This window comes from Aeromonas sp. 1805 (genome assembly GCF_013085525.1).
GTDB lineage: Bacteria > Pseudomonadota > Gammaproteobacteria > Enterobacterales > Aeromonadaceae > Aeromonas > Aeromonas hydrophila.
Genome location: NZ_CP038515.1, coordinates 4,722,653 through 4,744,942, shown reverse-complemented (window position 1 = coordinate 4,744,942; position 22,290 = coordinate 4,722,653). Strand labels below are relative to the sequence as shown.

Annotated in this window: 23 protein-coding genes, 3 tRNA genes and 1 pseudogene; 24 read left to right on the top strand and 3 right to left on the bottom strand. The window is 62.7% G+C overall.

Features of this window, described 5'->3' with window-relative positions; all coding sequences use genetic code 11:
- Positions 1-7 precede the first annotated feature (7 nt).
- The 13 genes from E5E96_RS22005 to E5E96_RS21945 all read left to right on the top strand — a co-directional run bounded on the left by E5E96_RS22005 (position 8) and on the right by E5E96_RS21945 (position 8,983).
- Entirely contained in the window at positions 8-598 is a 591-nt protein-coding gene (locus tag E5E96_RS22005; protein ID WP_011705485.1) for a cytochrome c3 family protein, read from the top strand.
- A 262-nt stretch (positions 599-860) separates the two neighbouring features.
- Positions 861-1,367 carry a molybdenum cofactor biosynthesis protein B gene (moaB, locus tag E5E96_RS22000; RefSeq protein ID WP_077095556.1) on the top strand — a complete coding sequence of 169 codons (507 nt, stop codon included), beginning with the start codon at positions 861-863 and terminating at the stop codon, positions 1,365-1,367.
- A gap of 9 nt (positions 1,368-1,376) precedes the next feature.
- Entirely contained in the window at positions 1,377-1,901 is a 525-nt protein-coding gene (gene moaC / locus E5E96_RS21995; RefSeq protein WP_171283156.1) for a cyclic pyranopterin monophosphate synthase MoaC, read from the top strand.
- Positions 1,898-2,143 carry a molybdopterin synthase sulfur carrier subunit gene (moaD, locus tag E5E96_RS21990; protein WP_171283155.1) on the top strand — a complete coding sequence of 82 codons (246 nt, stop codon included), beginning with the start codon at positions 1,898-1,900 and terminating at the stop codon, positions 2,141-2,143. The genes moaC and moaD overlap by 4 nt, the downstream gene beginning before the upstream one ends.
- Before the next feature lie 100 nt (positions 2,144-2,243).
- A complete protein-coding gene (gene moaE, locus E5E96_RS21985) occupies positions 2,244-2,702 on the top strand; it encodes a molybdopterin synthase catalytic subunit MoaE (RefSeq protein ID WP_043168522.1) in 459 nt (152 codons plus the stop codon).
- Positions 2,703-2,805: 103 nt separating this feature from the next.
- The gene (modA, locus tag E5E96_RS21980) at positions 2,806-3,534 is read left to right on the top strand and encodes a molybdate ABC transporter substrate-binding protein (protein ID WP_077095553.1); all 729 of its coding nucleotides are present in this window, start codon (positions 2,806-2,808) and stop codon (positions 3,532-3,534) included.
- A 104-nt stretch (positions 3,535-3,638) separates the two neighbouring features.
- Positions 3,639-4,319 carry a molybdate ABC transporter permease subunit gene (gene modB / locus E5E96_RS21975; RefSeq protein WP_171283154.1) on the top strand — a complete coding sequence of 227 codons (681 nt, stop codon included), beginning with the start codon at positions 3,639-3,641 and terminating at the stop codon, positions 4,317-4,319.
- Positions 4,316-5,392, top strand: coding sequence for a molybdenum ABC transporter ATP-binding protein (gene modC, locus E5E96_RS21970; RefSeq protein ID WP_171283153.1), 1,077 nt, complete (start codon positions 4,316-4,318; stop codon positions 5,390-5,392). The genes modB and modC overlap by 4 nt, the downstream gene beginning before the upstream one ends.
- 64 nt (positions 5,393-5,456) lie before the next feature.
- Positions 5,457-6,233: an alpha/beta fold hydrolase gene (locus tag E5E96_RS21965; protein WP_017781785.1), complete on the top strand. Its 777-nt coding sequence runs from the start codon at positions 5,457-5,459 to the stop codon at positions 6,231-6,233.
- Positions 6,234-6,336: 103 nt separating this feature from the next.
- Complete coding sequence (gene parM, locus E5E96_RS21960) at positions 6,337-7,380, top strand: plasmid segregation protein ParM domain-containing protein (RefSeq protein ID WP_171283152.1); 1,044 nt, start codon at positions 6,337-6,339, stop codon at positions 7,378-7,380.
- Entirely contained in the window at positions 7,373-8,191 is an 819-nt protein-coding gene (locus E5E96_RS21955; protein ID WP_253264685.1) for a hypothetical protein, read from the top strand. The genes parM and E5E96_RS21955 overlap by 8 nt, the downstream gene beginning before the upstream one ends.
- A 33-nt stretch (positions 8,192-8,224) precedes the next feature.
- Positions 8,225-8,518 (top strand): Bor family protein, encoded by a 294-nt coding sequence (locus E5E96_RS21950; RefSeq protein WP_171283151.1) that lies wholly within the window; start codon positions 8,225-8,227, stop codon positions 8,516-8,518.
- 174 nt (positions 8,519-8,692) lie between these two features.
- Positions 8,693-8,983: a Bor family protein gene (locus E5E96_RS21945; RefSeq protein ID WP_017410450.1), complete on the top strand. Its 291-nt coding sequence runs from the start codon at positions 8,693-8,695 to the stop codon at positions 8,981-8,983.
- Positions 8,984-9,056: 73 nt separating this feature from the next.
- On the opposite strand, the gene E5E96_RS21940 is transcribed toward E5E96_RS21945, so the two are convergent.
- From E5E96_RS21940 to E5E96_RS21930, 3 genes are all read right to left on the bottom strand, one after another.
- Positions 9,057-10,565 (bottom strand): helicase HerA-like domain-containing protein, encoded by a 1,509-nt coding sequence (locus tag E5E96_RS21940; protein WP_171283150.1) that lies wholly within the window; start codon positions 10,563-10,565, stop codon positions 9,057-9,059.
- A gap of 122 nt (positions 10,566-10,687) precedes the next feature.
- On the bottom strand, positions 10,688-11,182 hold the full coding sequence (locus E5E96_RS21935) for a DUF2062 domain-containing protein (protein WP_011706586.1): 495 nt from the start codon (positions 11,180-11,182) through the stop codon (positions 10,688-10,690).
- Positions 11,176-11,694 (bottom strand): DUF2062 domain-containing protein, encoded by a 519-nt coding sequence (locus E5E96_RS21930; RefSeq protein WP_171283149.1) that lies wholly within the window; start codon positions 11,692-11,694, stop codon positions 11,176-11,178. The genes E5E96_RS21935 and E5E96_RS21930 overlap by 7 nt, the downstream gene beginning before the upstream one ends.
- Between E5E96_RS21930 and E5E96_RS21925 the strand changes: the two genes are divergently transcribed.
- The 11 genes and pseudogenes from E5E96_RS21925 (at position 11,632) to E5E96_RS21875 (ending at position 22,206) form a co-directional block, all read left to right on the top strand.
- Positions 11,632-13,923, top strand: coding sequence for a DNA internalization-related competence protein ComEC/Rec2 (locus E5E96_RS21925; protein WP_171283148.1), 2,292 nt, complete (start codon positions 11,632-11,634; stop codon positions 13,921-13,923). The genes E5E96_RS21930 and E5E96_RS21925 overlap by 63 nt on opposite strands.
- Before the next feature lie 198 nt (positions 13,924-14,121).
- Positions 14,122-15,891 carry a lipid A ABC transporter ATP-binding protein/permease MsbA gene (gene msbA, locus E5E96_RS21920; RefSeq protein ID WP_011706583.1) on the top strand — a complete coding sequence of 590 codons (1,770 nt, stop codon included), beginning with the start codon at positions 14,122-14,124 and terminating at the stop codon, positions 15,889-15,891.
- Positions 15,891-16,892 (top strand): tetraacyldisaccharide 4'-kinase, encoded by a 1,002-nt coding sequence (gene lpxK, locus E5E96_RS21915; RefSeq protein WP_171283147.1) that lies wholly within the window; start codon positions 15,891-15,893, stop codon positions 16,890-16,892. Before msbA ends, lpxK begins: the two co-directional genes overlap by 1 nt.
- A 121-nt stretch (positions 16,893-17,013) precedes the next feature.
- The gene (locus tag E5E96_RS21910; RefSeq protein WP_011706581.1) at positions 17,014-17,202 is read left to right on the top strand and encodes a Trm112 family protein; all 189 of its coding nucleotides are present in this window, start codon (positions 17,014-17,016) and stop codon (positions 17,200-17,202) included.
- Positions 17,199-17,960, top strand: a complete 762-nt coding sequence (kdsB, locus tag E5E96_RS21905) for a 3-deoxy-manno-octulosonate cytidylyltransferase (RefSeq protein ID WP_113994337.1) — start codon at positions 17,199-17,201, stop codon at positions 17,958-17,960. Before E5E96_RS21910 ends, kdsB begins: the two co-directional genes overlap by 4 nt.
- Positions 17,961-18,172: 212 nt before the next feature.
- Positions 18,173-18,817: a UvrY/SirA/GacA family response regulator transcription factor gene (gene uvrY, locus E5E96_RS21900; protein ID WP_011706579.1), complete on the top strand. Its 645-nt coding sequence runs from the start codon at positions 18,173-18,175 to the stop codon at positions 18,815-18,817.
- Between the two features lie 188 nt (positions 18,818-19,005).
- Positions 19,006-20,855 (top strand): annotated as a pseudogene (gene uvrC, locus E5E96_RS21895) (excinuclease ABC subunit UvrC).
- A 303-nt stretch (positions 20,856-21,158) separates the two neighbouring features.
- Positions 21,159-21,713 carry a CDP-diacylglycerol--glycerol-3-phosphate 3-phosphatidyltransferase gene (gene pgsA, locus E5E96_RS21890; protein ID WP_171283146.1) on the top strand — a complete coding sequence of 185 codons (555 nt, stop codon included), beginning with the start codon at positions 21,159-21,161 and terminating at the stop codon, positions 21,711-21,713.
- Positions 21,714-21,894: 181 nt separating this feature from the next.
- Positions 21,895-21,970, top strand: a tRNA-Gly gene (locus E5E96_RS21885).
- Positions 21,971-22,004: 34 nt separating this feature from the next.
- Positions 22,005-22,078 (top strand) — tRNA-Cys (locus tag E5E96_RS21880).
- 41 nt (positions 22,079-22,119) lie between these two features.
- A tRNA-Leu gene (locus tag E5E96_RS21875) sits at positions 22,120-22,206 on the top strand.
- Positions 22,207-22,290: the final 84 nt, after the last annotated feature.

Sequence of the window (22,290 nt, the reverse complement as noted above, 5' to 3'; positions counted from 1 at the left end):
CCCATAGATGAAATTACCCGGTTTTGTGCAGCGTCTGTGGACCACCTTCAAGTCTCCCTCAAAGGCCGCCCTCTGGGTGCTGCTGTTGATGGGATTCTTCGGCGGGGTCATCTTCTGGGGCGGTTTCAACACCGCCATGGAAGCCTCCAACACCGAGAAGTTCTGTACCGGTTGCCACGAAATGAAGGACAACGTGTTCGTGGAGTATCGCGACACCATCCACTACGCCAACCGTTCCGGCGTGCGTGCCAGCTGCCCGGATTGCCACGTGCCGCATGAATGGACCTACAAGATCATTCGCAAGGTACAGGCGTCCAAGGAGCTGTGGGGCATGCTGACCGGCAAGGTGGATACCCGCGAGAAGTTCGAGTCGCACCGGCGCGAGATGGCCGAGCGGGAGTGGAAGCGGATGAAGGACACGGATTCGAGGGAGTGTCGCAACTGCCATAACTTCGAATACATGGACTTCTCCCTGCAAGGCAAACGGGGTGCCCAGATGCACTCCACCAGTCTGGCCAGCGGCGAGAGCACCTGTATCGACTGTCACAAGGGTATTGCTCACCAGCTGCCCGACATGACGGGCGTGAAGGGCTTCTAAGCCCACCTGATGCAGGCCGGGTTCGCCCGGCCTGTTCATATTCCGCCCGGCCAGGGCAAAAGCGCCGTCGTGCGCCCTTTTAATCCCCCCTCTGGCGCGAGTTTTGGTAGAATCGGCCCGCCGTGAGTCGCAGCGCGTGACCGACTGGTCAAGGTTTGGTCCTGACGGACACGATCCTCTCCTCGCAATCGAGCGCTGCCAGCCGGGATCCTGGCCACTTTTCTTCTCTTTGCTCACGGTCCTTTGCCATCAGGAGCTGCCCATGGGACAGAAAAACAACGCATTCATTCCCCTCAAGATCGCCGTGCTGACGGTCTCCGACAGCCGTACCGTCGCCGATGACAGTGCGGGCGACTATCTGGTTTCTGCCCTGACCGATGCCGGCCACGTGCTGGCCGACCGGGCGCTCTGCCCCGACAATCTGTTTCGTATTCGCGCTCAGGTGAGCGACTGGATCGCCGATGAAGGGGTGCAGGTGGTGCTCATCAACGGCGGCACCGGCTTCAACGAACAAAACCGGGTGCCCGAGGCGGTCGGCGTGCTGTTCGAGCGCACCGTGCAGGGCTTTGGCGAACTGTTCCGCCAGCTCTCCTTTGCCGAAATCAAGGGCTCCGCCATGCAGAGCCGCGCGCTGGCGGGGCTCGCCAATCGCACCCTGATCTGCTGTCTGCCGGGCTCCCCCGGCGCCTGCCAGCTGGGTTGGGAGAAGCTTGTCCAGGACCAGCTCGATGCCCGCACCAAGCCGTGCAACTTTGTCTCCCATCTTTGAGGGCCTTTGATGAACCCGACCGAACCCAAGCAGACTCAGCCCAATCTGACCCATCTCAACCAGAGCGGCGAAGCTCACATGGTGGATGTGACCGACAAGCAGGTGACCGAGCGTGAGGCTCGCGCCGAGGCGTTTGTCGCCATGGCCCCCGCGACCCTGGCCCTGATCCTGAGCGGTCAGCACCACAAGGGGGACGTGTTCGCCACCGCCCGCATCGCCGGCATCATGGCGGCCAAGAAGACCTCGGATCTCATTCCCCTCTGCCATCCGCTGGCCCTTACCCGGGTGGAGGTAGAGATAGAACCCCAGGCGGAGCAAAATAGGGTCCACATTCGCACCCTCTGCAAGCTGGCCGGCAAGACCGGGGTCGAGATGGAGGCACTGACCGCCGCCTCGGTGGCGGCGCTGACCATCTACGACATGTGCAAGGCGGTGCAAAAGGACATGGTGATCGAACAGGTGCGGCTGGTGGAGAAAAAGGGCGGCAAGTCCGGCCATTTTCAGCTGGATGTGACTGACGGAGAGCAAGCATGATCAAGGTACTCTTTTTTGCGCAAGTAAGAGAGCTGGTGGCCTGCGACGAGCTGAGCCTGCCGTGCGAATACGCAAGTGCCGAGCAGTTGCGAAGCGCCTTGAGCGAGCGCGGCGACAAGTGGGCGCTGGCGCTGGAAGCGGGCAAGCTGCTGGTGGCAGTCAACCAGACCTTGGTGCCGCTGGATACGCCCCTTCATGATGGCGATGAGGTCGCCTTCTTCCCGCCGGTGACCGGAGGTTAAGGATGAACGAGATAATGACCGTGGATCGCACCACTGAGCTGTGGGACTGTGGTGAGGCCGCCCTCTTCCCTCTCCTTCCAGTGACGACCGGAGGCTGACCATGACCGATCGCATTCTGGTGCAGCGGGATGACTTCTCGCTGGCCGACGAATATGCCCGCCTCGCCGCCCGGCAGGATACCGGCGCCGTGGTCAGCTTTGTCGGCAAGGTGCGCGACTTCAATCAGGGGGAGCAGGTGAAGGGGCTGGCCCTCGAGCACTACCCCGGCATGACCGAGAAGGCGCTGACGGACATAGTGGCCGAGGCCCGCAGCCGCTGGCCGCTGCAGGAGTGCACCCTGATCCACCGCATCGGCGAGCTGCTGCTCGGCGATCAAATCGTGCTGGTGGTGGTGAGCAGTGCCCACCGCGAGGCGGCCTTCGAGGCCTGCCACTTCATCATGGATTTCTTGAAAACCCGGGCGCCGTTCTGGAAAAAAGAGCTGACCGCCGAAGGGGTACAACGCTGGGTCGAGGCCAAGGAGAGCGACAACACTGCCGCTGCCCGCTGGCAAGCTTGACCTGTTCAAGGGGGCTGGCTCATCGGGAGCCGCGGCCCCTGTTTTCGGGACCGCCCCCTTGTCTGGGGATACATAAAAGCGGCCCCAGTCAGGAGGTAAAGGAATGAAACCGCTGTTATCCGTTGTCATCGCCGGGGTCTGCGCCAGTGCGCTGCAGGCAGGTGCCGTGCAGGCCGACGAGGTCAAGGTGGCCGTGGCCGCCAACTTCAAGGGCACCATAGAGCGCATCGGCAAGGAGTTCACCGCCAAGACCGGCCACACCCTGGCCATCTCCTCCGCCGCGACCGGGGTGCTCTACACCCAGATCAGCCACGGCGCCCCGTTCGATCTCTTCCTCTCCGCCGATGTGAAAACCCCGCAGAAGCTGGAGCAGGAGGGCAAGGGCAGCGAGCGTTTCACCTACGCCATCGGCCAGCTGGGTCTGTGGCAGAAGGGCGGGCCTGCTCCTGACGAGGCAACCCTGCGCAGCTGGAAGGGCAACCTCGCCATCGCCAACCCGAAAACCGCTCCCTACGGCACCGCCGCCATGGCGACCCTCGACCATCTCAAGATCGATCCCAAGCAGTACCGTCTGCTGACCGGCACCAACATCGGCCAGACCTGGCAGTTCGTCGACACCGGCAACGCCGAGCTGGGCTTCGTCGCCTGGGCCAACCTGGTGGAAGCGGGCAAGACCGGCGAAGCCTGGGCCGTGCCGGCCGACTTCTATCCGCCCATCGAACAGCAGGGGCTGGTATTGAAGAAAGGGGCGGCAGTCGAAGCGCTGGTGGCCTGGCTCAAGGGGCCGGGTCAGGCACAGATCAAGGCTGCGGGTTATGCGCTGCCGAAGTGATGGCATGGCAGATCTGCTAACGGCGGGCTGGCCTTCGGGTCGGCCCGCCTGTGCGATGAAGACACACTTTCCATGGTTGTCCGCATCTATCCGGGAGGAAGGCGATGAGTGAAGGGGATCTGCTGGCAGTCTGGCTCACCCTGAGACTGGCAGCCAGCACCACCGCCATCCTGCTGATGCTCTCGCCCCCTTTGGCCTGGTGGCTGTCGCGCAGCCAGCACAGGCTCAGACCCGTGGTGGAGGCCCTGGTTGCGTTGCCGCTGGTACTGCCGCCAACGGTGCTCGGCTTCTATCTGCTGCTGGCCTTCTCCCCCTCCTATGGGCTGGGCGCCTGGTGGCGTGACACCTTCGGGGCGCCGCTGGCGTTCAGCTTTACCGGCTTGCTGCTCGCCTCCATCCTCTACTCGCTCCCTTTCGTGGTGCAGCCGCTCACCTCCGCCTTCGTCAACATGGGCAACAAGGAGCTGGAGGCAGCCGCCACCCTGGGGCTCGGGCCGGTGGAGCGCTTCTTTCACATCATCTTGCCGATGACACTGCCCAGCTTCGTGATGGCGGCGGCGCTCGGTTTTGCCCACACCCTGGGGGAGTTCGGGGTGGTGCTGATGATTGGCGGCAACATCCCCGGCGAAACCCAGGTGCTCTCCATCGCCCTGTTTGATCACGTGGAGACGATGGACTATCAGAATGCCCACCTGCTGGCGGGCGGCCTGATGGGCTTCTCGCTGGTGATGCTGGTGCTGGTGTACGGGGTGCTGCAGCGCCGGCAACGGAGGCTGTTCGGATGAGCGACACCGACAAGGCGCAACCGCTGCAACTCAAGGTGAGGCGGGCGTTTGGCGCCTTTACCCTCGACTGTGAACTGGCGCTGGAGCTGGGGGGCATCCTCGGTCTGTTCGGCCCCTCCGGCTGCGGCAAGAGCAGCCTGCTGCGCATTATCGCCGGGCTGGACAGGGCGCCGGGCGACAAGCTGAACTGGCAGGGCAGGGCGCTGAGCGAGCTGCTGCCCGAGGCGCGCCGCATCGGGCTGGTGTTTCAGGATTCGCGCCTCTTCCCCCATCTGAGCGTGCTCGGCAACCTGCAACTGGCGGCCCGCAAGGGGCGAGGGCGCTGGCAACCCGAGGCGCTGGCGACCCGGCTCGGCTTTGCCGAACTGCTGCCCCAGCCGGCCCACGGTCTCTCCGGCGGCCAGCGCCAGCGGGTGGCGCTGGCCCGGGCTCTGTTGGCCGAGCCTGATCTGCTGCTGCTGGATGAACCTTTTTCTGCGCTGGACAGGCGCAGCCGCATCCATCAGGCCCACGTGCTCAAGGGCTTGCAGCAGGAGAGCGGTATCCCGATGATCTTCGTCAGCCACGCCATGGAGGAGGTGAGCCTGCTGTGCGATCAGCTGGTGCTGCTGGCGGATGGCCGGGTGGAGGCGCAAGGCCGGCCGAGCGATATCTTCGCCCGCACCGATCTGTCGCTCGCCAGTCGCGACGACGCCGGGGTGATGTTGGCGGCGACCCTCTCTCATTACGATAACGACGAGCAGATGGCGACCCTGCAGCTCGGCGAGCAGCAGTTGCGGGTCACCATGACCCAGGTGCCGGACGATGGCGGCCCCCTGCAGATCAAGGTGGCCGGGCGGGACGTGGTGATTGCCACCGCCCCCATCGAACACTCCAGCCTCTCCAACTGTCTCACTACCCGATTGCTGGCCGAACGCGAAGTGCGCCCCGGTCAGACTCTGTTGCAGTTGGCGCTGGGTCAGCAGATACTGCTGGCCCGGATCACCAGCCGCTCCGCCAGACGGCTGGCACTCGCCCCGAACCAGCAGATCTACGCCTACATCAAGGCGGTGAGTCTGGTCAGCGAGGGTTGAGCGGGTTGCAGAAGAGGCAGAAAATCAGGATGGTTCAGCGGATGAGTCGAGAGGCAATGAACTGATGCGCCGCAATCAGGTGATGAAATCCAACGGTCTTGCCCTGCGCAGCGCGGGGGAGGGCCCCTTGTTGTTGCTGCTGCACGGGCTGGGCTCCTCCAGCCTCGACTGGCAGGCGCAGATCGAACGCTTTTCCGAGCACTACCGGGTGGTTGCGCTGGATCTGCGCGGCCACGGCCAGAGCATGCAGGAGGGGCCGTTCGACGTGGCGACCCTGGCGGCGGACGTGGTGAACTGGCTCGATGAACAGCCTGAGCCCGCCTGGGTGGTCGGGCTCTCCTTGGGTGCCATGGTGGCGCTGGAGCTGGCGCTGCAACTGCCACACAAGGTGCAGGGGCTGGTGCTGGTCAACGGCTTCAGCGAATTTTTGCTGGAAACGCCAAAAGAGCAGGAGCGCTTTGCCCAGCGCCTCAAGTGGCTGCGCTGGTTCGGCCTGCGGCCACTCGCCTGGTGGCTCGGCCGCGAGCTCTTTCCCGGCCCCGACCTTGCCCAGGTGCGTCACACCTTCCGGCTGCGTTTCGTGCGCAATAAAAAGAAAACCTACAAGGCGCTGCTGGAGGCGCTGCCCGGCTGGTCGGTGCGCGCTCGGCTCGGCAACATCTGGCAGCCGGTGGCCATCATCTCCACCAGTCACGACTATCTGCCGCTCGCCAAACGGGTGGAGCAGTTCGCCTCCCTGCCCAATGCCACCATCCACACCCCCAACGGCCACCATGCCTGGCCGGCGGAAGATCCCTCCGGCTTCAATCATTTGCTTCACCGGATTTTAGAAACTCATTAAACTGGTCGCCCTTTTATCCCGTGTATGTATTGGTCCGATCGCCTTGCCACACCAAAAGGCAAGGCAATCGGACCCATTTTGCTCTATCAACAGGTATTTCCTCATGTCTGAAGTAATTAAAATGGCCATCGATGATGGTTCAACCAACGTCAAGGTGAGCTGGATTGAGAACAAGGTGCTCAAGACCATCATCTCTCCCAACTCCTTTCGCAAGGACTGGAAGAGCGCAGCCTTGCGCAAGGACAAGAAGATCTACAACTACGAGATAGGCAACACCAAGTACACCTATGACGCCACGTCCGACAAGTCGCTGGCGACCACCCACGTGGAGTATCAGTACGACGATCTGAACCTGCTCTCCGTGCATCACGCCCTGCTGCAGACCGGCGTGACCCCCTGTGATGTGGCCATCACCGTGACCCTGCCCATCACCGAGTTCTACAACCCGGACGATTGTCAGCGCAACGAGGATAAGATCGAGAAGAAGCGTCGCAACCTGATGCGGGCCATCTCCCTCAACAAGGGTGAGCTGTTCAACATCGTCAGCGTGGAAGTGATGCCGGAGAGCCTGCCTGCGGCGCTTTCCCGTCTGATCGGTTCGGGCTGCAACGAGTTCACCAAGACCCTGGTGATCGATTGTGGCGGTACCACCCTCGATATGGGGATCATCGTCGGCGAGTTTGACGATGTCTCCGATGTTTATGGCAACAACGAGATTGGTGTGTCCATGGTGACCGATGCTGTGCGCAAGGCACTGGCGGCGGCGGACAGCGATTCCAGTTATCTGGTGGCCAACGAGTTCATCAAGCGCCGCCACGACATGAGTTTCGTGCGCGATGTGGTGAACGACGAGAGCCAGATCCCCAAGATCCTCGAGAAGATGCAGAACAAGATTGACGAACTGGGCTCCCAGGTCGCGCATGAAGCGAAGAAGTTTGCCAAGAACCCGAACCGTGTTTACCTGGTCGGGGGCGGGGCGTCGCTTATCCACGAAGCAATCAAGAACGCTTACCCGACTCTGGGTGACAGGGTCGAACTGCTGGACGATGCCCAGTCAGCCCTGGCTCGCGAGATCTGCCTCTACACCACCGAAGAAGAGGAAGTGTACCGCGAAGCAGCCGTGATGGCCGAGGTCGGTGATGAGTAGTCAACTCAAGCGCATGACCTTCTCCATCTATATGGACCCGGGTGCGCTGGAGTCTGATCGTTACGCAGTCGGGGTATTGCAGAACTGGTACCAACGGGCCCGCAAGATCCAGGATGGCAGCGAGGAGTTCGACTTCTCCAAGAGTCGTTTCCACAAGGATATCTATCTCTCCGGCATGTTCATGTATGTGCTGGCGCCCAACCTCTGCAAGGCCATTGCCAATGCGCTGGGTCCCGAGCAGGTAAGCATGACCACCTTGCGTCATGCCTTTGCCAGTTGTGGCTTCAACCTGGGAGAGGGGAGTGCGTCGGTGCAGCCTGCTGCCGATGTCATGATCGAGCAGATAGTGGCCAGATTATCCCCCCGGCTTGGCCAGGGTGATACCGGCGGGCTGGTGGATGAAATCGTTCAGCGTCTGGGTCAGCAAGCCGCCGTGCCCTCTTCGGACAGTCTGGTGGAAGAGATCGTCAGCCGACTTGGGGAGCAGCAACCCACCGAGCTGTGGGATGAGTTGCGGCAGGGAATGCCGGCTCATCTTGACCATGAACAGCTAGCCGAGGCGATCGTGGGCAAGCTGCCATCTGCTGCCGGCGAGCAGGATCTGGCGCCGCTGCAGAGCAGCATTCAACAGCTCTCTCGTCAACTGGAAGAGCAGTCGCGGCTTATTCGTGAGCAGCATCGGCTGATCCAGCGTCTGGCCAGTGCCCCTGGTCGCCAAATGACGGCCGCTGGGGACACCGAACCGCTGGTGGAAGATCTCTCCAACCAGGTGGCTAACATGAAAAAGGTCAAGGCCAAAGGGATCTTCTAAGGCTTTCTAGTGACCATCGCCAGAGTAAGAGAGATGAAAAAAATAGTATGGATGGCGTGCAGTGTATTGCTGTTGTCGGGGTGTGCCCAGCAAACCTTTTTCGTGCACGAGGGTAACCCTGGTCAGCCAACCCGAGAAGTGAGCCATGATTTCGTACTGGCGGGGATTGGCCAGAGTGAGATGGTTGATGCAGCTCTGGCCTGCCATGATGACCCGAAAAAAGTGGTACGAGTAGAAATGCAACAGAGCCCGCAGGACACCTTGATGACCGTCTTGACGTTGGGAATATATACCCCGAGGACGGCTCGGGTTTATTGCAGTCTGTGATTTTTGGATAGACATTATAAAGTCTCAAATAAAGCCTTGTTGCCCTTTCTGGATTTTGATAGTGTGCGCGCACTCAGGAATATATCTTTATTTATGTAATTGATAATTAACAGAAATATTTCTTTGTGTGGCACCGGTATAACCGGAAAAAATAATGTTGTCAGGGATAATAAAATGAAAAAAATGGTATTGACTGCAGCCGTTGCAATGATGATGGCGGGCTGTGCTCAGCAAGGTTTTACCGTGCATTCCGGTAATGCAGTGAAACCAACCAAAGAAGTGACCCACCACTTCTTCATCTCCGGCCTGGGTCAGAGCAAAACCATCGATGCCGCCGCCGTTTGCAACGGTGCCGACAAGGTAGTACGTGTTGAAGCGCAGCATACCTTCCTCAATGGCCTGTTGGGTGCAGTGACCTTCGGTGTTTACACCCCGCGCGAGGCGCGTGTTTACTGCGCTGGTTAATCCCCGCCGTACGCATGCTGCAAAAAGCCGACCCCATTGGGTCGGCTTTTTTGTTGGGTATATTACGGCTGCGTCAGCGGCGACGTTTGCCGCCCCCCAGCAGGGAGCCAAGGACGCCGCGAACCAGCTGGCGTCCCACCTCGCTGCCGATGGTGCGGGTCACGCTTTTGGCGGCGGTCTGCACCACGCCGTCGTGCTGGCCGCCACGGGGGCCGGTGCGGCCAAACAGGATGCCATTGAGGGCATCGAGCAGGCCGCCTTCCCCGTTGGATGACGGCTCGCTGCCTTGCTCGCCAGTGGTTGTTCCCTTGCCGCCGTTGAGCCGCTCGAAAGCAGACTCGCGATCCTCCGGCGTCTCGTAGCGGCCGTGCAGCAGGGAGCCCTGAATGAGCGCCCGCCGCTCGGCGTCGCTCAAGGGGCCGATGCGGCTGGCCGGCGGGGCGATGAAGGCGCGCTCCACCATGCTGGGCCGCCCCTTCTCGTCGAGCAGAGAGACCAGCGCCTCGCCGACACCGAGTTCGGTGATGACGCCGGCGGCATCGAAGGCGGGGTTGGCGCGCAGGGTGTTGGCGGCGATCCGCACCGCCTTCTGGTCACTCGGGGTAAAGGCGCGCAGGGCGTGCTGCACCCGGTTGCCAAGCTGCCCCAGCACGCTGTCGGGGATATCGGCCGGGCTCTGGGTCACGAAGTAGACGCCCACCCCCTTTGAGCGGATGAGCCGTACCACCAGTTCGATCTTCTCCAGCAGCGCCTTGGGGGCATCGTTGAACAGCAGGTGCGCCTCGTCGAAGAAGAACACCAGCACCGGCTTGTCCGGATCCCCCACCTCCGGCAGCTGCTCGAACAGCTCGGAGAGCAGCCAGAGCAGGAAGCAGGCATAGAGCCGGCTGGATTGGGTCAGCTTGCTGGCGGCCAGCACATTGATATGACCGTGGCCAGCCTCATCGGTCTGCAACAGGTCTTGAATGTCCAGCATGGGTTCGCCGAAAAAGTGATCGCCGCCCGCACTCTCCAGAGTGAGCAGGTTGCGCAGGATGGCGCCGATGGAGGCGGTGGAGACGTTGCCGTAACGGGTGGTGAGCGACTTGGCGTTGTCTCCGGCAAACTGCACCATGGCGCGCAGGTCTTTGAGATCGAGCAGCAACAGCCCCTCGTCGTCCGCCACCTTGAACACCAGCTCCAGTACCCCGCTCTGGGTATCGTTGAGGCCGAGCAGGCGGGCGAGCAGCAGGGGGCCCATGTCGGAGACGGTGGCTCGCACCGGGTGACCCTGTTCGGCAAACAGATCCCAGAACAGGGTGGGGCTGGCGGCAAAGGTGGGGGCCGGGATGCCGAGCTGGGCCTGCCTGGCGTCCAGCTTGGCCGAGCCCGCCCCGGCGGCGCCCAGTCCGCTCAGATCCCCCTTCACGTCGGCCAGAAAGACCGGCACACCGAGGCGGGAGAACCCCTCCGCCAGCACCTGCAGGGTGACGGTCTTGCCGGTCCCGGTGGCGCCGGTGATGAGACCATGGCGATTGGCCATGGCTGGCAGCAGGGCGAGGGGATGACCATTGGCATGGGCCAGCGTGAGCGGTTCGGCCATGGTGGGCTCCTTGTGGCAAATGGGGGACGAAAAACAACGGGTTACAAGGAGTGTGGTGGCAGGATCCGGGGATGGCAAGGGAGTGCCTCGTCAGCGCGCCAGAGGCTGACGAGTCGGGCGGGCTAGCGACTGCGGACCAGCTTGCCGAGGCGCAACAGCAGCAGGGTGAGGAGACCACCGCTGGCAGCGGTCAGCACCGCCAGCAGCAGGCTGCCGAGCAGGAAGGGGGGCACCAGAGTAGCCGCCTCGTGCTCCAGCCAGTGCAGGGTCCAGCTGAGGTGAAACGGCTCCGGCGTCTTGTGCAGCACCAGACAACCGGTGCGATAGGCGTAGAGGTACATGAAGGGCAGGGTCAACGGGTTGTTGAACCAGACCGCCAGCAGTGCCAGCGGCAGGTTGAGGCTGAACGCCAGCGCCAGCCCGACCGCGATGAGTGAATGCATGGGGATGGGAAACCAGCAGGCGAAGATGCCGGCCGCCACCGCCCCGCTCAGGGCGCGCGGCCCCCCTTGCCAGAGGGCGGGGGCGAGCAGGCGCTCGCCAAACAGGGAGAACCACTTCTGCTGGCGCAGGGTATCGGGGTCTATCTTGAAGCGGGCAAACCAGCGATTCAGCATGCGCGTGCCACCTTGCGTTTCTGCCACTGGCGCACGGTGCTGATGCGCCAGCAGGTACGAATGAGGGCGTAGCCGATGAGGGCGCTGAGCAGGGCGAGTACCAGCGAACCCAGCAGCAGCGGCGGGGCCACGGTCTCGAACACCGACACCAGCCAGGCCCAGGTGAACTCGATCTCGATGTGCTGGGAGGATTGCCCCAGCAGCTGACAGCCGGTCAGATAGGCGCCGTAGAACAGCGGCGGCATGGTGAAAGGGTTGGAGAGCCAGACCAGGGCTACCGAGAGCGGCAGGTTGACCCGGCAGGCGATGGCGCCGCCGGCCGCCAGCAACATCTGGCAGGGGAGCGGCACCCAGGCCATGAACAGCCCCACCGCGAAGGCACCGGCCGCCGAGCGCCGATTGAGGTGCCACAGGTTGGCATCCAGCAGCAGCTTGCCAAACAGCCGCAAGTGCTTGTGTTCCTTGAGTGTCGCCGGATCAGGCAGCCAGCGTTGTATGAGTCGTTTGGGCATATTGAAACCTTGCTAAATACTTGCACCATGGATCTGCGTCTGTTGTCGTTTGCCCTCGGGGCAAGCTCCTCACTGCTTTGGCCATGGTTGCCTTCATGGGAATGGGGTGGCCTGATGCTGCTGCTCGCGTTCCCCCTGGCCGGTTACCGCTGCTGGCGGCTGCTGTTTCTGCTGTGCGGCATCCTCTGGATGCAGGGGAGTTTGCACTACCGGCTCGCCTGGCTGGATCAGCTCGGCAAAAAAACGAGCCACATCATAACCGCACAGCTGCAAAGTGCAGAACCCGAGGGCGATAAATTTATCCGGCTGGTGCTGCGGGTGAACAGGCTCGACGAGCAGGCGCTCACTCCGGCGCCGCTGGTGCGCATCAATGCCTATCAGGCGCTGCCCGCCATGACGGCAGGCAGTCGCCTCACTCTGGTGGTCTCTCTCAAACCGGCCCACGGCCTGGCCAACGAGGCGGGGATGGATGGGCGGCGCCTGCTGCTCGGCAAGGGGATCACCGCCACCGGCAACCTGCGCCGGGTGATCCAGATTGAGCCGGCGCAGACGGGGCTGCGCGAGCGCTGGCTGGCCCGCGCTGCTGCCAGCTGGCAGGATCTGAGCCAGGGCCCGCTGCTGGCGGCGCTCACCTTCGGCGAGCAGGGCGGCATCACGGATGAGCAGTGGAGCCTGTTTCGCGGCAGCGGGCTGACCCACATCATCGCCATCTCGGGACAGCACATCGCGCTGGTGGCGGTGCTCGGCTGGTGGCTGGGGCGGCTGTTCGGGCTGCGGGGGGCGATTCTGGTCGCTCTGCTGTTTGCCGCCCTCTACAGCTGGCTGGCCGGTTTTGCGGTGGCCACCGAACGGGCCCTCATCATGGTGCTGGTGTGGAGTCTGCTGCGCTGGCGACGGCGGGAGTGGCCGGCCCATCGCATCTGGTTGTGGGCCTTCGTGGTGCTCACGCTGTGGGATCCCTTCGCCCTCTATTCGGCCGGATTCTGGCTCTCCTTCCTGGCGGTGGCTCTGCTGCTGGTGGCGAGCCTGCTGGAGGCCAAACCCGGGCTCATTCGTCTGCAGGGCTTGTTGCTGCTGGGGCTGCTGCCACTGCAACTGGCGCTGTTCGAGGGGATTGCCCCATTGTCGCTGCTGCTCAATCTGCTGGCATTGCCGCTCTTTTGCATCGGCATCATACCGCTGGCGCTTATCGGGGTGCTGCTGGCGCCGCTTTCAGGGGATCTGGCACACCTGCTGTTCTGGCTGGCCGATGTCGGCCTGCAGTGGGTGTTGTGGGCGCTGGCCCGGCTGGCCAGCCAGTGGCAGCTCTGGTGGCCGGTGCCGGGCTGGGTACTGCCGCTCACGGCGCTGCTGACCCTGCTTTGGTGCGCCTGGCATGTGCCAGGTGGTCGTCCGCTGCTGTTGCCAGGGGGCGTGGCCCTGCTGCTGGCGGCCTGGCCGGCGCCGACCCACTGGCAACTGAGGGTGCTGGACGTGGGGCAGGGGCTGGCGGTACTGATCACCCGGGGTGAGCGTGGCATCCTCTTCGACACCGGCGATCGCTACCCGGGCGGCTACAACATGGCGGATGCCGTGATCCTGCCCTTGCTCAACCGGCTCGATGTGCGGGTGCTGGATTATCTGGTCATCAGCCACAAGGATAGGGATCACGCCGGCAATCGGCGTGCCATCCTGCAGGCCCTGCCGGTACGCCACGAGCTCTCGTCATTCGACTTTGGCCGCTTCACGACCCTGTGCCGGCGCGGCCAGCAGTGGCGCTGGCAGGGGCTCGAGATGGCGGTGCTCTGGCCGCAGCAACCGGGGCCTGGTCACAACAACGATGGCTGTGTGTTGCAGATCCGCGACGGGGCGCGCCGTATCCTGCTCAGTGCCGACATCGAGCGGCAGGCGGAGCAGCGGTTGCTGGCGCTGGAAGGGGATGGGCTTGCCAGCACCCTGCTGGTGAGTCCTCACCACGGCAGCCGCACCTCCTCCACGGCGCCCTTCGTGGCGGCGGTGGCCCCTCGCTATGTGGTGCACAGCGCCGGCTTCATGAACCAGTGGGGATTTCCCCGCCCCGAGGTGGTGGCCCGCTACCAGGAGGCGCAGCAATGGGTCACCGGGCTGGATGGGGAGATCCTGGTCGAGCCTACGCCGGACGGACTGCGGATCCGGGCCGAACGGGAGCAGGGCCCCTGGTTTCGCCGCAATGGTGACTGGTGGCGGCCTGCATTCTGGCCTGATCGCTGAGCGTAAACCCGGCTTTGGCTGGGATAACGGCCGTGATTTCCCGCCTTGGTGATGGGCACCGCTTGGTGTAATCCTGCGCTTTGGCTGGGATAACGACCGTCATTTCCTGTCTTGGCGAGGGACATGCGCTGGCGATGCTTGGTGTAATCCTGCGCTTTGGCTAGAATAGCCCGTCATTTCCCTTATTAACGGCTATTCATGCAACAAGAAACCTCACAAGACAGCTGGCCTGTCTTCAAGCGTCTGCTCGGCTATGTCCGTGACCGCAAGCTTGGCCTGATCGGCGGCATCATCGGCATGCTGGGCTACGCCGCCGTGGATACCACCTTCGTCTATTCCATCAAGCCGCTGATCGACCAGGGGATCAACGGCAACGATCCGACCGTGCTCAAGTGGATGCCCTTCTTCGTACTGGGCATCGTGGCCCTGCGCGGCGTCGCCAACTTCCTCTCCAACTACTGCATGGCCTGGGTCGGCAACCACGTGGTGATGCGCCTGCAGCAGCAGGTGTTCAATCACATGGTGGCGATGCCGATGAGCTTCTTCGACCGCCAGAACACCGGTCACCTGCTCTCCAAGGTGACTTATGACGCCAGCCAAGTCTCCTCGGCTGCCAGTACCACTCTGGTCACCCTGGTGCGGGAAGGGGCGACCGTGATCGGTCTGCTCGGCCTGATGTTCTGGCACTCCTGGCAGCTGTCGGTGATCTTCCTGGTAGTGGGGCCCGTGGTGGGCATCATCATCGGCCTTATCAGCCGTCGCTTCCGTCAGATCAGCCGCCACATCCAGCAGGCGGTGGGTGACATCACCACCTCCACCGAGCAGATGCTCAAGGGGCACAAAGAGGTGCTGATGTTCGGTGGCCAGAAGGTGGAGGAGAAGCGCTTCTTCAAGGTCAGCAACAACATGCGCCAGCAGACCATGAAGATGGTCGCCGCCGATGCCATCGGCAGCCCGGTGGTGCAGATGGTTGCCTCCATCGCGCTGGCGGCCTTCCTCTATGTGGCCACCATCGACAGCGTGCGCAGCGAGCTGACTGCCGGTACCTTCACCGTCATGATCACCTCCATGATGATGCTGCTCAAGCCGCTGAAAAGCCTGACCGACGTCAACAACCAGTTCCAGCGCGCCATCACCGCCTGCCACAGCCTGTTCGGCCTGCTCGACACCGAGCCGGAGCAGGATACCGGTACCCGTACCCTGGAGCGCGCCCGCGGCGAGATCGAGTTTCGCAACGTCACCTTCACCTACCCGACCAAGGACACCCCGGCGCTGCACAACGTCAGCTTCAAGGTGGAGGCGGGCAAATCGGTGGCGCTGGTGGGCCGTTCCGGCTCCGGCAAGAGCACCATTGCCAGCCTGTTGACCCGCTTCTACGACATCGAGCAGGGGGAGATCCTGCTGGACGGCGTCAATATCCGCGATTACCGCCTGAGCGAGCTGCGCAAGCAGTACGCCCTGGTCTCCCAGCATGTCCACCTGTTCAACGACACGGTGGCGAGCAACATCGCCTACGCCGCGGAAGAGAAATACAGCCTCGACGAGATCAAGCAGGCGGCTCGCATCGCCCACGCCGACGAGTTCGTCAGCAAGATGAGCAACGGTTATGACACCGTGGTCGGCGAGAACGGTGCGTCGCTCTCCGGCGGTCAGCGCCAGCGCATCGCCATCGCCCGCGCCCTGCTGCGCGATGCTCCCGTGCTGCTGCTGGATGAAGCTACCTCTGCGCTCGATACCGAGTCCGAGCGCCACATCCAGGCGGCCATCGATGAGCTGTGCAAGGCGCGCACCTCGCTGGTGATCGCTCACCGCCTCTCCACCATCGAGAAGGCGGACGAGATCCTGGTGATCGATGAAGGCCATATCGTCGAGCGCGGCAACCACGCGGCGCTGATGGCCCAGCAGGGCACCTATGCCCAGCTGCGCGCCATCCAGTTCGGCCATGCCACCGCAGGTGGCAACGCCTGATGCTGGAGCGGCTCTGGTATGCAAAGAGTGGCTGGCGCTGGTTGCTGGCCCCCTTTGCCCTGCTGTTTGCCATCATCAGCGGCACTCGCCGCTACGCCTATCGTCACGGCTGGCGCAAGGGCTATCGTGCCTCTGTGCCGGTCATCGTCGTGGGCAATATCTCGGTGGGTGGCAACGGCAAGACCCCGGTAGTGGTCTGGCTGGTGGAGCAGTTGCAGGCCCGCGGCTATCGCCCCGGGGTGGTGAGCCGCGGCTATGGCGGCAAGGCGCCCCATTACCCGTACCGGCTCGATGCTGCCAGCACCACGGCGCAGGCAGGGGATGAACCGGTACTGATCGCCCGGCGCTGTGGCTGCCCGGTGGTGGTGGCGCCCAAGCGGGCCGATGCGGTGCGTCTGCTGGAGCAGAGCGGCGAAGTGGACATCATCATCACCGATGACGGTCTGCAACACTATGCGCTGGCCCGCGACATCGAGCTGGTGGTGGTGGATGGCGCCCGCCGTTTCGGCAACGCCTGCCTGCTGCCCATGGGGCCGCTGCGCGAGCCGGTCACCCGGCTCAAGCGGGTGGACGCCATCATCTGCAACGGCGGCGAGCCAGGGCGGGGAGAGTATCCCATGCAACTGGTGGCCGACTCCCCCCGTCGGGTGCGCGACGAGGCCCCGCTGGCCACGCCGCTGACGGGCCCGGTCGACGCGCTGGCGGGAATTGGTCATCCCCCCCGTTTCTTCGCCACCCTCGAGGGGCTCGGCTACCAGCTGGATCAGCGGGTGGCCTACGGCGATCACCACCCCTTCGATCGGGACGAGCTGGTGGGCCGCTTTGCCGGCAAGCCGCTGCTGATGACCGAGAAGGATGCGGTCAAGTGCCGCTCCTTTGCCCTCGACAACTGGTGGTATCTGCCGGTCAGCGCCGAGTTGCCCGCCTCCCTGCTCGATACCCTGCTGCACAAGCTGGGGGCGAGCGGTAAGGGGCAAGGCGCAACCAAGGCACAAGGTTAATCTCTCTCGCCCGCGTGGGGGAGCAGGGGCTTATCATGCCCCACATGCAATATCTGGTTGTTCGACATCCATCGCCGGCGTGATGAAACCGCCGGCGCGACATCGTTGAAGGAGTATCGTTTTGGCTTTGGACATCAAGTTGCTCGACATCATTGCCTGCCCGGTCTGCAAGGGCAAGCTGCACTACAACAAGGCCGTGCATGAGCTGGTCTGCCGCTTCGACAAGCTGGCCTATCCGCTGGAGGAGGGGATCCCGGTGCTGCTGGAGAACCGCGCCCGTCCGCTCAGCAGCGACGAGCTGTCGTCATGAGCTTCGTCGTCGTCATTCCGGCCCGCTACGCCTCCACCCGGCTGCCGGGCAAGCCGCTGGCCGACATCCATGGCAAGCCCATGGTGCAGCACGTGGTGGAAAAGGCCCTGCAGTCGGGCGCCGATCGGGTGATCGTCGCCACCGATGACGAGCGGGTGCAACAGGCGCTGGCCGCCTGTGCCGGGCAGGCGGGTTTCGAGGTGTGCATGACCTCGAAGGATCACCAGTCCGGCACCGAGCGCCTGGCCGAGGTATGCCGTCACTACGGCTTTGCTGCCGACACCATAGTGGTCAACGTGCAGGGGGACGAGCCGCTCATTCCGCCGGTCATCATCCGTCAGGTGGCGGACAACCTGGCCGCCGCCACGGCGCCCATGGCCACCCTGTCGGTGCCGATCCAGGACGCCGAAGAGGTGTTCAACCCGAACGCCGTCAAGGTGGTGACCGACCAGGAGGGCTACGCGCTCTACTTCAGTCGCGCCTCCATTCCGTGGGATCGGGATCGCTTTGCCGCGAGTCGCGAGCAGATTGGCGATCACTACCAGCGCCACATCGGCATCTACGCCTATCGCGCCGGCTTCATCCAGCGTTACGTGGACTGGGCGCCGAGCCTGCTCGAGCAAGTAGAGGCGCTGGAGCAGCTGCGGGTGCTCTGGTACGGGGAGAAGATCCACGTGGCCCAGGCGCTCGAGGCGCCACCGGTCGGGGTGGATACCCAGGCCGATCTGGACAAGGTGCGCGCGCTGCTGGCGAACTGATGCCGACAACAGCAAAAATGACTCTGAACGGTGCCTGCGGGCGCCGTTTTTTGTGTTTAATCTTTATATAATTATTTGATTCAAAACACCATTTATGAGCACTTTCAAACTTTTCCCGGCCATGGTTTGCCAAATCAGCGAGTTTGGTTATGATGCAAGACGCCGTGTTAACCCTAACTGGCATATAACGAGATAAAAAACGGGGTGTTTGGGTGATTAATGTATTCCTGGTCGATGATCATGAGTTGGTGCGTACAGGGATAAGACGCATTCTGGAAGATGTCCGCGGGATCAAGGTGGTGGGTGAGGCGCAGAGCGGGGAAACCGCAGTCACTTTCTGTCGTCAGCACCATCCCGACGTGATCCTGATGGACATGAACATGCCGGGCATCGGCGGCCTGGAGGCGACCCGCAAGATCCTGCGGATCCGGCCCGATGTACGCATCATAGTGCTGACCATTCATTCAGAAAATCCGTTCCCGACCAAGGTGATGCAGGCGGGTGCCGCCGGCTATCTCACCAAGGGCGCCGCGCCGGACGAGATGATCCACGCCATTCGCCTGGTCCACTCCGGTCAGCGTTACATCTCCCCGGAGATCGCCCAGCAGATGGCCCTGAGCCAGTTTGCTTCGGCCGACGAGAACCCCTTCAAGTCCCTCTCCGAGCGCGAGCTGCAGATCATGATGATGATCACCAAGGGGCAGAAGGTGACCGATATTTCCGAACAGCTCAACCTGAGCCCGAAGACGGTCAACAGCTACCGCTACCGGCTGTTCAGTAAGCTCAACATCAATGGCGATGTGGAGCTGACCCATCTGGCCATTCGCTATGGCATGCTGGATGCCGACACCCTGTAACGGGCGGCGTGTAGCCATCAAAGGCGGCCTGTGCCGCCTTTTTGCTTTTTGCCGGTCTGGCGCAGTATGCTCTGTGCCGTCTTCTGCTTTCATCCGTTGAGCCGAGTTGCCGATGAGCCTCTCTTTCAATCTTCCGTTTGCCGCGATCCCCCAGATCCAGCACCTCGATCCCCCTTGCCGGAGCCAGCATGACCTCGTCTGAACCTCTCTTCGACAGCAAGGCGTTTCTCAGTGCCGTCACCCACCAGAGCGGCGTCTACCGCATGTATGACAGCGGCGGCACCGTCATCTACGTGGGCAAGGCCAAGGATCTGAAAAAACGGCTCGCCTCTTACTTTCGGGCCAACGTCGACAGCATCAAGACCCGCACCCTGGTGCGCCAGATCGCCGACGTGCAGGTGACGGTCACCCACACCGAAACCGAGGCGCTGATCCTCGAGCACAACCTTATCAAGCAGTACCAGCCTCGCTACAACGTGCTGCTGCGCGACGACAAATCCTACCCCTGGATCATCATCACCGCACACCAGCACCCGCGCATCGGCGTCCATCGCGGTGCCCGCAAGGTGAAGGGGGAGTACTTCGGCCCGTACCCCTCCGGCGGTGCGGTGCGCGAGAGCCTGCACCTGATGCAGAAGATCTTCCCGGTGCGCCAGTGCGAGGATGCGGTCTATGCCAACCGCAGCCGCCCGTGCCTGCTCTACCAGCTCAAGCGCTGCGCTGGCCCCTGCGTGGCCGGGCTGGTGAGCGAGGCCGAATATGCCCAGCAGGTGGAGCTGGCCAAGCTGTTCCTGGCGGGCAAGAACCAGCAGGTGATAGGCGAGCTGGTGGGAAAGATGGAGTCCGCCAGCGGCGATCTGCGCTTCGAAGAGGCGGCCCGCTACCGGGATCAGATCCAGGCGCTGCGCCGGGTGACCGAACAGCAGTCGGTGAGCGGCAACGTGCTGGACGAGCTCGACGTGGTGGGGGTGGCCTTCGAGCAGGGGACCGCCTGCATCCACGTGCTCTTCATCCGCCAGGGCAAGGTGCTGGGCTCGCGCAGCTACTTCCCGAAAGTGCCGGCCGATACCCAGCTTGACGAGGTGGTGCAATCCTTCCTGCTGCAGTTCTATCTGTCGGGGCAGGGGGGCGGCAGATCCCGAGCGAGGTGCTGCTCGACGTGGCGCTCGAAGACGAGAGCGTCATCGCCGAGACCCTGACCCAGACCGCCGGCTACAAGGTGCGGGTGGTGAGCCGTACCCGCGCCGAGCGGTCCCGCTTCATCAAGCTCGCCTCCATCAACGCCCAGACCGCGCTGCGCTCGCGGCTCGCCCACAAGAGCACCACCACCGCCCGCTACGACCAGCTGGAGGAACTGCTGGAGCTGGAGCGCCCCATCGCCCGCATGGAGTGCTTCGATATCTCCCACACCATGGGGGAGCGCACCGTGGCCTCCTGCGTGGTGTTCAACCGGGAGGGGCCGCTCTCCTCGGAGTATCGGCGCTTCAACATTGACGGCATCACCGGCGGCGATGACTACGCCGCCATGGAGCAGGCGCTGGAACGGCGCTTTGGCAAGCAGCAGGAGCCGGACAAGGTGCCGGACGTGCTGTTTATCGACGGCGGTCTCGGCCAGCTGCGCCGCGCCGAGGAGATCCTGGCCCGTCAGCTGGAGTTTCTGGGGGGCAAATATCCGCTGCTGGTGGGCATTGCCAAGGGGGTGACCCGCAAGGCGGGGCTGGAGACCTTGATCCTGGGGGAGAGTCACGAAGAGCTGCATTTACCGGCAGATATGCCCGCCTTGCACCTGATTCAGCACATCCGCGATGAATCCCACCGTTTTGCCATCACCGGCCACCGCGCCAGACGGGCGAAAGCCCGCACCACCAGTACCCTGGAGGACATTCCGGGGGTGGGGCCGAAACGGCGGCAGGCGCTGCTCAAGTACTTAGGCGGGCTGCAGGAGGTGAAAAAAGCCGGGGTGGAGGAGCTCGCCAAGGTGCCCGGCATCAGCCAGGAGCTGGCCCAGTCCATCCACGACGCCCTGCACTCGCTCTAGCCATTGGTAGCCGAGACGGGGTGAATGCGCCTCGCGTTGCCCCTGTTTGCCCTGACTGCAAACAGGGGCTGTCGCCCAAGGAATCGGCAAGGGGCGAGTTGAGTCACATCATTCACTCTGGGTTCATTCACTTCGGGGATCCCGGCACACAAGAGCCGTGACGCAGGGGGCCCGTAAATGCCATAATGGCCCGCATCCTGAGGTTGTTGATGGATTCATAGACCAAGGCGGGCGCCTGTCCGGTTGCATCCGTGATCGGCTTGGGGCTACCATGTAGCGGCATACAAGAAGTGGCTGAAAATAATGACAAATATTCCTAATCTGCTGACGTTTTTTCGGATCTTGCTCATCCCCGTCTTCGTCATCCTGTTCTACCTTCCCTATCAGTGGTCCTATCTGGCGGCGGCCATCGTCTTCATCCTGGCGGCGGCGACCGACTGGTTTGACGGCTACCTTGCCCGCAAGCTGAACCAATCCACTGCCTTCGGCGCTTTCCTTGATCCGGTAGCCGACAAGATCATGGTGGCGGCGGCGCTGGTGGTCATCGTCGAGCACTACAACACCGTCTGGGTGACCATTCCTGCCATGACCATGATTGGCCGCGAGATCATCATCTCCGCCCTGCGCGAGTGGATGGCCGAGCTGGGCAAGCGCTCCTCGGTGGCAGTCAGCTGGATTGGCAAGTGGAAGACCATGATACAGATGGTGTCGCTCACCGGGCTCATCTGGCAGTACGACATCTGGATGGTGTGGCTGGCCTATGTGCTGCTCTATGTGGCTACCGTGCTCACCTTCTGGTCCATGTTCCAGTACATGAAGGCCGCCTGGGGCGATCTGACCTACCACTCCCGCTTCTAGTCTGCGTTTGCACTAATTACCGTTTCCCCGCACTTGGGGCAGGGAAACGGTCGTGAACGTTGAAAATGCAGGAAAAGGGCAAAAAACACCCGAACGATCAGGGTATTAAACATTTTTGGTTGACTGGGCGAGGAACATCGCTAGAATGCGTCCTCGTAGTCAGGCAGTCAGCCAGACCATTGCGGGAATAGCTCAGTTGGTAGAGCACGACCTTGCCAAGGTCGGGGTCGCGAGTTCGAGTCTCGTTTCCCGCTCCAAATTCAGACAATAGAGAGTTTCTCTCTTTTGCATGGCGCGTTAGCAAAGCGGTTATGCAGCGGATTGCAAATCCGTTTAGTCCGGTTCGACTCCGGAACGTGCCTCCATATTGACAAGCCCGCGGCGCGAGCTTGATACCGATTACGGTGCCCGAGTGGTGAAATCGGTAGACACAAGGGATTTAAAATCCCTCGACGTTCGCGTCGTGCCGGTTCGATTCCGGCCTCGGGCACCATTAAATCAAAGACTTACAAAGGCCGCTAGCAATAGCGGTCTTTTTGTTTTTGGTGAAATGGCGACAGCGATTGTGTCGAGTCCA

Excerpts from the sequence above, each read along its gene's own strand:
- E5E96_RS21945 (WP_017410450.1), top strand. The coding sequence starts at position 8,693 with ATGAAAAAAATGGTATTGACTGCAGCCGTTGCAATGATGATGGCGGGC.
- msbA (WP_011706583.1), top strand. The coding sequence starts at position 14,122 with ATGCAACAAGAAACCTCACAAGACAGCTGGCCTGTCTTCAAGCGTCTG.
- modB (WP_171283154.1), top strand. The coding sequence starts at position 3,639 with ATGAGTGAAGGGGATCTGCTGGCAGTCTGGCTCACCCTGAGACTGGCA.
- pgsA (WP_171283146.1), top strand. The coding sequence starts at position 21,159 with ATGACAAATATTCCTAATCTGCTGACGTTTTTTCGGATCTTGCTCATC.
- E5E96_RS21940 (WP_171283150.1), bottom strand. The coding sequence starts at position 10,565 with ATGGCCGAACCGCTCACGCTGGCCCATGCCAATGGTCATCCCCTCGCC.
- parM (WP_171283152.1), top strand. The coding sequence starts at position 6,337 with ATGTCTGAAGTAATTAAAATGGCCATCGATGATGGTTCAACCAACGTC.
- moaE (WP_043168522.1), top strand. The coding sequence starts at position 2,244 with ATGACCGATCGCATTCTGGTGCAGCGGGATGACTTCTCGCTGGCCGAC.
- E5E96_RS21965 (WP_017781785.1), top strand. The coding sequence starts at position 5,457 with ATGCGCCGCAATCAGGTGATGAAATCCAACGGTCTTGCCCTGCGCAGC.
- modA (WP_077095553.1), top strand. The coding sequence starts at position 2,806 with ATGAAACCGCTGTTATCCGTTGTCATCGCCGGGGTCTGCGCCAGTGCG.
- modC (WP_171283153.1), top strand. The coding sequence starts at position 4,316 with ATGAGCGACACCGACAAGGCGCAACCGCTGCAACTCAAGGTGAGGCGG.
- E5E96_RS21950 (WP_171283151.1), top strand. The coding sequence starts at position 8,225 with ATGAAAAAAATAGTATGGATGGCGTGCAGTGTATTGCTGTTGTCGGGG.
- E5E96_RS22005 (WP_011705485.1), top strand. The coding sequence starts at position 8 with ATGAAATTACCCGGTTTTGTGCAGCGTCTGTGGACCACCTTCAAGTCT.
- E5E96_RS21935 (WP_011706586.1), bottom strand. The coding sequence starts at position 11,182 with ATGCTGAATCGCTGGTTTGCCCGCTTCAAGATAGACCCCGATACCCTG.
- moaC (WP_171283156.1), top strand. The coding sequence starts at position 1,377 with ATGAACCCGACCGAACCCAAGCAGACTCAGCCCAATCTGACCCATCTC.
- kdsB (WP_113994337.1), top strand. The coding sequence starts at position 17,199 with ATGAGCTTCGTCGTCGTCATTCCGGCCCGCTACGCCTCCACCCGGCTG.
- moaD (WP_171283155.1), top strand. The coding sequence starts at position 1,898 with ATGATCAAGGTACTCTTTTTTGCGCAAGTAAGAGAGCTGGTGGCCTGC.
- E5E96_RS21930 (WP_171283149.1), bottom strand. The coding sequence starts at position 11,694 with ATGCCCAAACGACTCATACAACGCTGGCTGCCTGATCCGGCGACACTC.
- moaB (WP_077095556.1), top strand. The coding sequence starts at position 861 with ATGGGACAGAAAAACAACGCATTCATTCCCCTCAAGATCGCCGTGCTG.
- lpxK (WP_171283147.1), top strand. The coding sequence starts at position 15,891 with ATGCTGGAGCGGCTCTGGTATGCAAAGAGTGGCTGGCGCTGGTTGCTG.
- E5E96_RS21955 (WP_253264685.1), top strand. The coding sequence starts at position 7,373 with ATGAGTAGTCAACTCAAGCGCATGACCTTCTCCATCTATATGGACCCG.